Here is a 13,103-nt window from a genome sequence, read left to right as displayed (position 1 = left end):
CCCTCTAGCGCCGATGGTACTGCAACACGCGGGAGAGTAGGTCGCCGCCAGTTTTTTTTATCCCCACACATTTTTTTGTGTGGGGATTTTTTTTGGGCGGAAATCTTGACATTGCTTAATTTCAACAGATCTTGTTCTTCTGTCGGAGATTAATTACTGAATCTTAACAATGATAAGGTTACAAGTTTCAAATAATTGGTTAAATTTCTTTCTCATTATATCAAACAGTTTTTACTTAAGTATTTGATGCTAAAAGAATCATCGAATTGAGGATTTATAGATTTCGAATACCTTTTATAAGTCAATTATTAAATTCAGATAATTTTTAAACCCCAATTTATCCGTTAAAAATTAAAATAGTATATTAGAAACACATTTTTTAATTCAAAGAACTTTACCAGTTAAATAGCAATAGTGTATTCTTAATTAGTAAAGATGATCCAATATAATCTATTTTATTTATGCAACAACACAAAAAACCTACTTCACTTCTACGTTCCTTCGGACTCAAAATGGCAATTGTAATATTAATGAGTTCTATTATAGGTTCTGGAGTTTTTAAAAAAGTAGCACCAATGAGTGAACTTCTTCACGAACCTTGGTTGGTGGTTTTAGCTTGGCTTTTAGCGGGAATAATTATTTTATTTGGTGTTTTAAGTATTGCCGAACTGGCGGTCATGTTTCCGCACTCGGGTGGTGCCTTTAGCTGGTTGGAAAAAATTTATGGCAGAACAGTTAGTTTTCTCTATGGCTGGTCTTGTTTCACGGTGATACAGACCGCTGCCATATCATCAATTGCTTTTGTTTTTGCTGGCGCGCTCGATACTTTTTTTACATTACCACAACTGCCGCAGCAACTGCAGAATATTAGCTTTCTAGGATTGGAACCTTTCTCTAATTTCGGAGGAAAGATTGTAGCCTGTATGTTGATAATCGCACTCACATTGGTAAATGTAAAAGGCGCTAAAAGCAGTGGGAAGATTAGTCTTGTATTTGTATTGCTTATTCTTACTGCTATTTTGCTCATCATTATTTCGGCTTTTGCAAGTTCTCACGGGAGTATCGAAACGTTCGAAACTGTTTCAAAAGATTATCCGCAAGATGGATTTACAGCTATTGGGATTTTCATGGCTATGGTCTTGGCGATGCGAAATGCCTTTTGGGGATATGAAGGCTGGATCGCTTTGGGTTTTATTGGCGAAGAGATAAAAAATCCTGCTAAAAATTTACCCCGCGCCTTAACTATCGGAATTTTATTTGTAATAGTAACCTATTTGCTGATCAACACAGCGTACCTCTATATTATGCCGATTGATGAAATGCTGGCAACTTTGGGTAAGAATGAAAACGGGATTGCTGCGGTAGTTGTCATCAACAAACTTTTTGGAAGTGGTGGTGCATACATCATCAGCGGAATGATCCTCATCTCTACCGCAGGTTGTACAAATGCCACTATTCTGCTTTCTTCCCGAATTTATTATGCGATGGCAAAGAAGGGACTTTTCTTCAAAAGTGCAGCAGAAATTCATTCAACCAACAAAACGCCCCACAATGCTTTAAAGTACCAGTGCATTTGGGCGTGTATCCTTATTTTTTCCGGATCGTTTGACAGCCTTACCGATATGCTGGTGATCACAGGTTTTATTTTTTTCGGTATGGTTGTTCTCGGCGTCATTATTCTGCGTGTGAAAGAACCAAACCTTTTACGAACCTACAAAACCCCCTTTTATCCCGTCATTCCGATCATATTTGTTCTGTTTTGTATTATTCTAATGGTGATCTCACTTGTGGAATCACCAGGGAAATCTTTGATTGGAATTGGATTTATATTTTCCGGTCTGCCATTTTATTACTACTGGAAAAGTAAGGAAAAAGTTGATGCAACTAAAGAGTAAGTTACATTGTAAGTTTATGATGATATAAAAAGGATTGCGTTGGCTTTAAATCGGAAAAAGTGTTATATTTTATGGTCGTAGATATACACCATATTCTTCATCATTTTGCTTTCACAACGCCTTTACGGTCCGCATCAATTCTGCCAAGAAAATTGTAACAGGCTTCGCTGAGCCACGAAATGTAGTGTAGTTATAAAGTTTTTTCAGATCCCATTTCTGATTTTTAAAATCCGCTGATATATATTTTTTCTTTATTTATTTTCTTGTTCTTCTAAAAAGTCTGGATTATTTGAAGTATTGAAACTGAACTGTACCGATTTATATTATACATCAAAATTAATAAGGACAAGTAATTCTTGTTTTCTGCCTCTTTTTCTTTTAAAAATAGATTAATGATATTATATTGAATCAACTCAATCTACCATTTAACTGATGTTCTAGTGTATTATATTACTTTCTAATTTAATATTAAATTATAATTTTTTGATGTATATTTAATTAACTATATAATCAGATCAAATATTTCCGGATGAAATAATGATTTCTAGAAAAAAAAATTATTTTTCATTTTTGTAAATTAGACTGAATAATGAAACTTTTGATTTTTAAAGTAGATAGCATTTTAAATAATGGGAAATAAAATAAAATTTTGATGACTGCTTTAAATAAGTAAATATGGAAAAAAGATGATGGTCTCGTGAGGAATTAATATTAGTGTTCAATTTGTATTTAAAATTGCCATTTGGAAAAATGCATTCTAAAACACCAGAGGTCATTGAAATGGCTAACCTTATTGGCAGAAGTACAAGTTCAATTTCTATTAGACTTGGTAATTTTGCTTCTTGCGATCCTTATCATCAAAATCGCGGTGTTAAAGGAATGGTTGGTGGGATTAAACAATGTCAACCAATCTGGGATGAATTTTTTACAAATCAAGGTGAGTTAATTTTTCTGAGTGAAAGTATTTTAGCAGAAAAAGAAAATCTAACAATTGAAAGCAAATTTGATGAATTGCTATTTGATTTAAGGAATTTAAAAGGGGAAACTAAAATTCGTGAGGTGAAGACAAGAGTTAATCAAAATGTTTTTAGACAAATTGTTGTTGCTAATTATTCTGTTAAATGTGCAATTTCAGGTATTGATTTACCAGAATTACTTTTTGCGAGTCACATCATTCCTTGGTCAAAAAATGAAGAAGAAAGATTAAATCCCGAAAATGGAATTTGTTTGTCTGCACTTTATGATAAGGCATTTGACAAAGGTCTAATCGGGATCAATGAAAAATATAAGATTTTAATCTCTGAAAAGTTAAGAAAGAGGAAAGATGAAGATTACTATGCCAAGTATTTTGAAAGTTTAGAGAACAAATTGATATCACTTCCTCAGCGCTATTTGCCTAAAAAAGAATTTCTTCAATATCATTTGGATACAATCTTTAACTTAAAAAGTTAATACTTTATTTTTTCAAATGTTAAATAGTTCCTTAATTTATCATTCTTAATTTTCTACGTCACTTCTCTGCGTACGAATCTCTCCAAAACCCCCGCAACCCCAATCATCAACAAACACCCAATCGGATTTAGCCATAGAAATTCTAACTTAATGACTTCTGTTACATTTAAAAAATAAAGCAAAATAATGATCGGTTCTACTATTAAAATACTCCACATTGTCGCTTTCCCACCAATTTTGGGAAGTAGAAAGGCAATCGCAAAGACACCTAGAATAGTTCCGTAAAATAAAGAACCAATAATATTCACGGCCTGAATTAAATTTTCAAATAAACTCGCATTGACGGCGAAAAAGACGGCGATCATTCCCCACATTAATGTAAAAAGTCGTGACGCATATAAATATTTTTTATCGGAAATATTCGGCACAAAATTTCTTTTGTAAATATCTACTACCGTTGTTGTTGCCAAAGCATTCAGTTCCGAAGAAGTAGAACTCATCGCAGCAGAGAGGATTACGGCAATTAATAAACCTACAATGCCCGTTGGCAAATAATGTAAAATGTAATAGATAAAAACATAATCTTTGTCATTAGATTCGATGTCTGGCGCAGCCTTGTCAATTATTTTTTTAGCATCTTCCCGAATCACCACTTCCTTTGCTTGCAAAACTTTTAATTCCGACATTACAGCGTCTGAATGCCCATTTTCCCATTCTGCTATTTTTTCTTTTTTCTCTTGATAAATTTTATCAAAATCTGCATTTAATGATTTGTATTCAGTATTATTTTGAAGTTTTTGAGATAATGGATTAAAGTTTAAAGGCGTTTTTTCAAACTGGAAAAAAACGAAAACCATCACGCCAATAAAAAGAATAAAAAACTGCATTGGGATTTTAAATAAACCATTAAAAAGCAGTCCCAATCTCGCTTCTTTTAAACTTTTCCCAGTTAAATATCGCTGAACTTGGCTCTGATCGGTCCCAAAATAACTCAAAAATAAAAAAGTTCCACCCAATAACGCAGACCAAATATTGTAGCGGCTATTTAGATCAAATTTAAAACTTACGGGGTTTATTTTGCCCATAGAACCAGAATATAAAAGAGCGTCGTTCAAATCTAAAGGTAAATTTTTTAGAATTAAAAAAAACGCCAAAAACATCCCGATAAAAATCACAATCATCTGCTGTTTTTGCGTTTGGCTTACCGCTTCCGTTCCACCAGCCAAAGTGTAAATCGTCACCAAACTGCCGATAACAATATTGGTCAACATTAGATTCCAACCTAAAATTGTTGACAAGATTATGGCAGGCGCAAAAATGGTTATTCCTGCGGCCAAACCTCTTTGAATTAAAAATAAAATGGCGGTTAAAATTCTGGTAGAAAGTCCGAATCTTTTTTCTAAATATTCATAAGCCGTTAAAACGTTCATTTTGAAGAACTTGGGAAGCACCCAAACGCATAAAATAACCATTGCAATCGGTAAACCAAAATAGAATTGCACAAATCCCAAACCATCATTATAGGCTTGCCCAGGCGTAGATAGAAAAGTAATTGCACTCGCTTGAGTCGCCATAATACTCAACCCAACCATCCACCACGGATTGGTTTTTCCGCCTAGAAATGATTCGGAAGTTTTTATTTTTTTCGATTTATAAATGCCATAAATCACAATAAATAGCAAAACGAAAATGAGAACTAACCAGTCTAATTGCTTCATTTATAATGATTTTGAAAAATTAGCATCGCGATGATCAACAAAAAAGTAAACATCAAAAGTGAAATATAAAGTTTTTTCCAGTTTGTATTTTTTTCTTCGTTCATATTTAAACACCTTTTATTTATAATTATCAGCACACAGATTTCACAGATTTTCACAGATTAAAAATTATTTAAAACTTTAATTTTAGAAATTAAAAATAACTTTTTCCTATCGTAACGAAAAAAAAATCTGTGGAAATCCGTGAAATCTGTGTACGATTTTTTTAATATCTATTTTTTGGTATTTCCCAAAGCCAAAATATTCATAAACAATTTATAAGCACCCGGAACACCTGCAGGCAATTCTCTGAAGAAAGACAATCCTGTGTAAACATAAGTACCTTTTCCATATTTTGCCACTAATAAAATCCCTTGTTTCGGAGATTCTCCCGCATCATTTCCTTCTAAAAGCGGAACAAATTTTTTATCCCAACTGTCCGCAAAATACAAACCTCTTTCTTGAATCCAATTATCAAAATCTTGCTCAGAAATTTTATTTGGAGTATTAAAAACAGGATGATTTGAAACCAGCATTTTTAATTTTGCATCTTCCTCAGAAATTCTATTTCCACCCAATTTTAATTGTAATGGCGCAATTTCATCGGTTAAAAGTCCTCGATTTGTTTGATATTGATTCACTATCAAACCTCCGTTTTCTACAAACTTCCAAATATCTTTGTTAATAACTGCCATTTCAGAATTAACGTTGTAAGAACGAATCCCCAAAATTAGAACATCATAATTTTTCAAAAGAGAGGGATTCCAGGTTTTTATGTCTAATTCTTTAACCGGCAAACCAATGGCGCGCAATGATGATGGAATTTCGTCTCCCGAACCTTTAATATAAGCAATTTTAACATCGGGAATTTTTAAATCTAAATTTTGAATTTTCACTTGCGCATTTTTAATCCAAATTTGTCTCTTTATATGCGGATAATCAACAACATTTAATGATTGGTTGTAAGTTTTACCATTTGATTCTACAACGGCTTCTAAATTTGAAGTCGTATTTTTCGAAAGGGGCTCCACAGTGAAAATTAATTTTTTCTTTTCTCCAATTTCTTTGAAATTTACGTTTTGGGAAGGCGAAATTTTCCAATCTTTATCAGATTTTAATGAAACTTTTGCTTTAGAATTCCCACTAAAATTTTGTAATTCTATTGTAATTTCTTTCGCTTTGGCGTTAAATATATAGTTTTCCTGTTCGAAATTAGCGACAAAAGCCGGAACGGTGTAAAATGGTTCGTATCGTTCACCAATAGAAGGATTTGTTGTTTTTTGCTGAAGCGGAACATTAAAATCAATTTTTGTAGAACCAAAATCGATTGTGATTTTTTTATTAATCGCGGTTGAAATCTCCGGTAAACCAATATCTTCTTGGTTTTCTACAACATACAAATTGTCTTTTGGCAATTTCTTAAGATAATAAGGATTAGAAATTTTTTCGTTCGTGATTTTATATTTTTGATTTTCTTTAAAATCTTCTCCTGCGGAAATTTCTTTTGTAGAAGCATCATCAAAGGAAAACTTCAGATTTTTACCACTTCTATTTGCAATTTCTATGATGGTCGGGATTTCTTCATTTAAAGTTCCGAAAGTGTTTTTCGTAGTCCATTCAAAATAAATACCTTGGGATTTTAAAATTAAATCTTTTACCGCTTCTAATTTTAAATCTTTGGGATTGTCTTTTTGAAGTAAATCGTATAGTTGTAGCAAATTATTTAATGAAAGTTCAGGATTTTTAAAATTATAATCTGCGACAGTTTTATCGATCTGGTTTTGCAAAGGTTTATATTCTGATTTTAAATTTATGCCATCAAAAATATCATTCGTTTTTGGTGGGTCGCCTTTCAAAAGTTTCAAATATTCTAAATCGTTACCTCTTTCCAAAGCCATTCCGAAACCTTGGCAAGCGTGCTTGCTGCGGCTTTTAGAAGAAATTTCATTATTAGAAATCCCCAAAAGTGGATAGTAATTACCCACATTGATAGAAATTAAATCTTTTTTATCTGCTTTATCAAAATTTTCTTTGCTGCCATAAAACCACCAACTTGTATTAAAAAATAACCTTTTTGGTTGCCAAATTTTCACATATTTCAACTGTTCTGGGAATGCGTTTTTGTCACCTGCCAAATCGAAGGCTTCCATCGCCAAAATTGCGGATGCCGTGTGATGGCCATGTGTTTGGCCATTAGAATTCGGATCGAAACGGGTAATAATAATTTCTGGTCGATTTTTGCGAATCGCCCAAACCACATCCGACAAAACTTTCTGTTTGTCCCAAAATCCAAAGGTTTCATTTGCTGTTTTAGAAAACCCAAAATCCATCGCTCTTGTAAACCATTGTCTGCCTTGATCTACTTTTCGGGCTTCCAAAAGTTCTTGAGTGCGGAGCAAACCAAGTAAGGCGCCTTTTTCTGTCCCGATGAGATTTTGTCCGCCGCCGCCTCGGTTTAAAGATAAATAAACCGCATCTACGTGTTTTTCGTGCGTCAACCAAGAAATTATTTTGGTGTTTTCATCGTCCGGATGTGCTGCCAAATACATTACTGTCGTATTATTTTGCAAGCGAAGTAAATCGTCATAGACTTCGGAAGAACTATTTGCGACCGATTGTGCTGAAAATGGGGTGCAAAGAAAAAGCGCAATCCCAAATAAAAATTTTACCATTTGCTAAAGTTAAAAAGTTATTTTAAAAAATGGTAAAAAATTTTTATGTAGTCAAAATAAATTTTAAAAGAAGTTTGCTAAAATTTTTGTGAAATAAACACTTTAAAAACGGCTCAAAATTCCCCAAGAAATTTTGGTAGATTTCAAATTAAAAGCCTCGCCAAATTGTGAACCATTAGAAATCTGTAAACTCATTAATCCGATGGGCAAAAAGAATTTAAAGCCAAATCCCAAACTGTATAATTTAACTTGTCCTGCTAAAGTTGGGTTGTTCAGAATCGCGTATTGGCCAAAAACATCAAAGAAAGTTTGTGGATTTACAAGATAACGGTATTCTGCACCGCCGTACGCGTAAAAGTCTGCGTACAAAGAGTTTTCATTAAAACCGCGCAAAGAATTCCAGCCGCCAAAGCGGAATAATTCATTCGTATTAAGTTCGTTTTTGGCATTGATGAGTGCCGATTCTCCATTGAGATTGAGGTAATGGTTTCCCGACAAATGAAAATTATTTTCCGCGCTTAGAAAATATTGAATTTGATTAAATTTTTGATCCGTATAATTGGCGCGTAAATAATCGATATTTGTAATGACGCGCGTTTGATATTGAAAAATTTCAGTTTCTGTTGGTTTCGTAAATTGATACCAAATGCCAATGCCTTGCTTTGTATAATCTTTTCCGGCCGTGTAAAGCGAATCTAAAACCGCAGATGTTTCAAAAGTGCCACGAATTCCGATTTTTTGATTGCTCGAAATATGATAATAAAAACCTGGAATAGCTTTCACAGTCGCAAATGTGGAATCTTGTCGGTAAATATTTACGTTTAAATTTAAGCCAATTTTTGAATTAAATAAATACGGAATATCCGTTCCTAAATTGAACGTTTGTCCGCTATCCGGATTTCTTTGCCAGAATAAACCAATGGTTTCAAAGCCGTTGAAAATATTTTTTAAATTCAAATTTAATGAGCCATTTAAAGTGAATTTATCTGTTTTGTCATTCCCAAAGCCGATAATTCCGTCAAAAGTGCTGTTGACTTTTTTCTTTAAAAATAAATATATTTCTGTAGAATCTCTTTTAAATAAAGTTTGCGGCGGCCTTTCTAGAAGCACAAATGGGTGATTTTGCAGGCTGCTGTTTATTTTAAGTAAAGTTTTATCGTCATAAGTTTTATGCAAAAAATCTTGCTCCAAATTTCTCACAAATCGCTTTGGAACTTTGTCGTAATCTTTTAAAACAAACTTATCAATTGTGCGTTTTTCTGAAAGTGAAATTTCTAGATCTACTTGCGGAATTTTGTTTTTAAAACCTTTAAATTTTGTTTTTACACGATTAAAAGAATAGCCTTTGTCGCGGTATTTTTGATTGATATTTTGCTTTAAAGAATCTAAATTTTTGGTTGTAAAATTTTCTGATAAATTGAGTTGTTTCGCCAAAGAATCTGAAAGATGAACTTCTGCAATATTGAAATTTTGTTTTTTATCAAAGAAAATTTCTGTGGTGTTTTTAGTTTTTTTTACGTTCGTAACTTCCGTTAAATAATAAGAATTCTGCGAAAGCGAATCTAAAAATTTTGCTGCCGAAAGCGAATCTGAAACTACTTTTTTTTGATTATTTTGAATATCAATCAGAATGAATTTTTTTTCTTGCGCGTGCAAAGAAAAATTACAAATAAATAAGAAAAAGTAGAGAAGATATTTCAATAATTTAATTTAATTAAAATTGATATTTAATTTTATTTTCTCAAAAGAACAATATTTAACTTGCAGCATAATGTGATTTATATTGTAAAAATTTGCACTTTTGTGTTTAACTAAAAACAATATTTAATCTAATTTATTATAATTCCGCATTAGTTTTTCATAGAAATTCTGTGGTAAAATCCATTTTAAAGGTACGCCAATTTTTTGCCCAAATTTGCCAAAATAATAATGCGCTTTCCAGGATTTTTTATGGATTAAGTTTTCTACAAAATGCGCAACTTCAATCGGCGCTGTGCCATCTTTTACGTGGCTGTTCATTTGCGCGTACACTTTTTCAAAAACAGTTTTGTAGGCTTCGGAAACTTTTGTTTGAACTCTGTTTTCTGCAATATTTGTTTTGATATCGCCCAAATGCAAACTGCAAACTTCAATATTCCAAGGTGAAACTTCGTAGCGAATGGCTTCTGTTACTTTATCTAAAGCCGATTTTGAGGCAGAATAGAAGCCGCGAAAAGGCAAGCCCATTTCGGATCCAATACTTGAAATATTTATGATTCTTCCATTTTTTTGCGCACGCATATTTGGTAAAACGGCGCTCATCATCATGACAGAACCGGCTAAATTTAGATTAAATAATTTTAATATATCTTCTTGCGATGCGTCTTCTATAGGGCCAACCATGCCGATTCCAGCATTATTTATAAGTAGATCAATATTTTGAGTTTCTTTTAAAATTTCGGAAATCGCATTTGAAATTGATTCTTTTTTAGTAACATCTGCGGAGATAGAGGTGAAATATTGATTTTCCGTAAAAGTTCTGCTCAAGCCGAAAACTTGATGTCCTTTTTTACCAAAATATTCTGCAAGAGCAAAACCGATTCCGGCGGAACTTCCTGTGATAATTATTGTCATTAATTTTAAGTAAAAAGTAAAATTTAAAAAGTTTGTGCGTTATTTTGTAAAAACCTTAAGTTGAAATCTAATATCCGCGCAAATTATCCAAAATAACTTTGTCTTTTTCTGAAGGCGTCAATTGGTAATTGAAACCTGGCAAGGCGGGTTCCCAATCGCCATAGCCAGAATTTGGTAAAACTATGAATTTTTTCCCGAATTGTTTAGCGTTTTCATCAACCAACGCATTGCGTTCTGCTTGTGGTTTTTTATTAAAAATTTTAGAAAAATCTGCTAAATTATCGCCTAGATAGATAATAACATTATAATTTTTTAGAACTTCTAGTCGTCGTGCTTCTTTGTCGGACGTTGTAGTTTTGGTTAGTAAATGCGCTTCGTCTGCAAAGGGAAAACCTAGGTTTTGAAGGTTTTTTAAAGTGCCGGCTCTGTCATTTTCGTCTCGATTGGTGATATAAAAAACGGTGATGTTTTTTGATGCGGCGTAATTGAATAAATTTAATGAACCGGGATAGGCTTTTGCTTCTGCTTTGGCCGTCCAATTTTTCCAAGTTTGTGGGTTGTAGTCTTTTCCGTTTTCTGCTTCGGTTACGGCGTAGGGGGAATTATCTAAAAAAGTCTCATCAATATCGGTAATTATAGCCAAAGGTTTTGTAGATTTTGTTTGCAGATTTTCATCAATTCTCATTTGTGCAATATTGTAGGCTTGGTAACAAAGTGCACGAAATTCGCCCGCATTTTGCTGCCAAAGGGCAGAATAAATTTTTCCGTTAAGTGTAATATTATTTAATGATTTGCCCGACGTTGCCTTTTGATTTTCTGGCAATGTATTGATGGATACTTTGCAAGAAGTCATTAGCAATAGTAGAACGGGTAAAATGGCAATTTTATGGAATTTCATTTATTAGATTTTAGACCACAAAAGTAGTAAAAGTTTTATGTTTTAAAAGTTATAATTATTAATAGTTAAAGTAGATATGAAATAAAAATCTGAATTTCGACGCAAATAGTATGATTTTTTTAATTGATGGAACGTTAAAGAGATTGTTCATAAATTTTAGAATTTTGATGGTGAAAGTTTAAATCAATCTTTTTTGTTCAGGATTCAATTTTTGTGATTTTTGTTGAATTTACGGCTATCATTTTCTTCTATAATTAGGAATTTTTTTGGTCAAAAAAAATCCCTGATCTTAAAGAAATGGGATTTTATGATTTTATTTTTAATTTGAATGTTTTGGTTTATTTAAGCTTAAAATAATGTAATATTTTCTTGTTTTTATAAAATTAATTTAAAAAGTTATTTTGAAGGATAATTAATCGCTTGGTCTAATTCGATGGGATTATTGTAATCTCTGATTAATTTTTGTTGTTTAGCGATTACTTCTTTTTGGTTATTTAATGTGACTTTTGTTCCATCTTTTAGTATTGCATAATTATCTGACGTTAATGTGATATTCATATTTTTTAAAAAAGCCAAAGGATCATTATAATACATCATTTTGGTTTTGACATATTTTTCTTTAAGGATTAACACTGCTTTTGATATAAAAAATGAAGGAACAGGACTTTTTACGGTTTCCGGAAAATTTTCAGATCTTATCAATTTAAAATTATAATTTCCCTTCGAATCAGATAATTCCATTATAATGCCCGGAAGCCCATTAAATTTGTATGGTCCTTCGGGAAACGGAATTGCTTCTGCAAACCAAGCCGTCCAATGTCTTCCTCCCCAACTGGTTTCTGCCTTTTGAACACTGTATTGACCGAGCGTTTTTTTATCTTTAGAAAGTTTCCATTTCTGTTTGTCCACAGATTTTAGATGGATCATATCATATTGCAACAACTCATAATTGTCATAATTTTGGCTGTTTTTATCGTGAATTATGATATCACCCAGACTGCCTTTACTATTCTGCTCCGTCATCTGCACATTATTGGTCATAAGAGAATCCATGATAAAATAATCTCTGCCATAATATTCTACATTTTCCGGGTTTATATCCAAATGGTAAAATTCTTTAGTTATTATATTTGATGTAGAATCTTTTTTATAATTTACTTCATAAATGAAACGGTGGGTTTGAGCGGAAGTTCCAATATACAAGAATAAGAAGACTGCAATAAAGTGTTTCATTAGTTAAATTTTGATAAAAATAGTGAATTTTTGGTATCAAGATTCAAGGTTTAGTGAGATTTTATTTTTTGAAAGAAAAAATAAACCCGAACCTAGCCCTGATAGGAACGGCATCCTTTTTCTTTTTTTAACAAAAAAAGAAAAAGATAGAGTGGATAGCAGGTAGAGTTTTCGGACGATGTAAAATTAGGATGCTCCAAAAAAAATCCCAAATCTTAAAGAAATGGGATTTTATAATATAAGTTTTGATGTTTTGCCGAAGCAAATTGCATCATACTTTGATTTCTACATCAACGCCTGAAGGCAATTCTAATTTCATTAATGCATCTACAGTTTTAGAAGAAGATGAATAGATATCCATCAATCTTTTGTGTGCAGATAATTGAAATTGCTCTCTTGCTTTTTTGTTAACGTGCGGAGATTTCAGCACTGTGAAGATTCTCTTGTTAGTTGGCAATGGAATTGGTCCGTTTACCACTGCACCTGTAGATTTTACAGTTCTCACGATTTTTTCAGCAGATTTATCTACTAAATTGTAATCGTAAGATTTTAATTTTATTCTTATTCTTTGTGACATTTTACT

At 32.5% G+C, this 13,103-nt stretch carries 9 protein-coding genes; 2 read left to right on the top strand and 7 right to left on the bottom strand.

Annotated elements, in window-relative coordinates:
- The first annotated feature begins 512 nt into the window (after window positions 1-512).
- Both C4S29_RS04925 and C4S29_RS04920 read left to right on the top strand, forming a co-directional pair.
- Window positions 513-1,895: an APC family permease gene (locus C4S29_RS04925; protein WP_159969827.1), complete on the top strand. Its 1,383-nt coding sequence runs from the start codon at window positions 513-515 to the stop codon at window positions 1,893-1,895.
- Between the two features lie 750 nt (window positions 1,896-2,645).
- The gene (locus C4S29_RS04920; protein WP_103912990.1) at window positions 2,646-3,347 is read left to right on the top strand and encodes an HNH endonuclease; all 702 of its coding nucleotides are present in this window, start codon (window positions 2,646-2,648) and stop codon (window positions 3,345-3,347) included.
- 53 nt (window positions 3,348-3,400) lie between these two features.
- Here C4S29_RS04920 and C4S29_RS04915 read toward each other — a convergent pair whose 3' ends face one another.
- The 7 genes from C4S29_RS04915 to rpsJ all read right to left on the bottom strand — a co-directional run bounded on the left by C4S29_RS04915 (window position 3,401) and on the right by rpsJ (window position 13,097).
- Entirely contained in the window at window positions 3,401-5,065 is a 1,665-nt protein-coding gene (locus C4S29_RS04915) for a sodium:solute symporter (protein ID WP_103912989.1), read from the bottom strand.
- Between the two features lie 272 nt (window positions 5,066-5,337).
- Complete coding sequence (locus C4S29_RS04910) at window positions 5,338-7,776, bottom strand: PIG-L family deacetylase (protein WP_103912988.1); 2,439 nt, start codon at window positions 7,774-7,776, stop codon at window positions 5,338-5,340.
- Between the two features lie 102 nt (window positions 7,777-7,878).
- Window positions 7,879-9,477: a POTRA domain-containing protein gene (locus C4S29_RS04905; protein WP_233740483.1), complete on the bottom strand. Its 1,599-nt coding sequence runs from the start codon at window positions 9,475-9,477 to the stop codon at window positions 7,879-7,881.
- Window positions 9,478-9,600: 123 nt separating this feature from the next.
- On the bottom strand, window positions 9,601-10,389 hold the full coding sequence (locus C4S29_RS04900; protein ID WP_103912986.1) for an SDR family oxidoreductase: 789 nt from the start codon (window positions 10,387-10,389) through the stop codon (window positions 9,601-9,603).
- Between the two features lie 67 nt (window positions 10,390-10,456).
- Window positions 10,457-11,287 carry a 5'-nucleotidase, lipoprotein e(P4) family gene (locus C4S29_RS04895; RefSeq protein ID WP_103912985.1) on the bottom strand — a complete coding sequence of 277 codons (831 nt, stop codon included), beginning with the start codon at window positions 11,285-11,287 and terminating at the stop codon, window positions 10,457-10,459.
- A 396-nt stretch (window positions 11,288-11,683) separates the two neighbouring features.
- Complete coding sequence (locus tag C4S29_RS04890) at window positions 11,684-12,520, bottom strand: GLPGLI family protein (protein ID WP_103912984.1); 837 nt, start codon at window positions 12,518-12,520, stop codon at window positions 11,684-11,686.
- Window positions 12,521-12,791: 271 nt separating this feature from the next.
- Window positions 12,792-13,097, bottom strand: a complete 306-nt coding sequence (gene rpsJ / locus C4S29_RS04885; protein ID WP_103912983.1) for a 30S ribosomal protein S10 — start codon at window positions 13,095-13,097, stop codon at window positions 12,792-12,794.
- Between the last annotated feature and the right edge of the window lie 6 nt (window positions 13,098-13,103).

Source organism: Halpernia humi (assembly GCF_900108025.1).
In the GTDB taxonomy this organism is placed as follows: Bacteria; Bacteroidota; Bacteroidia; order Flavobacteriales; family Weeksellaceae; genus Halpernia; species Halpernia humi.
The sequence above is the reverse complement of the archived record's forward strand: the minus strand, read 5'-3'. Positions and strand labels throughout refer to the sequence as shown.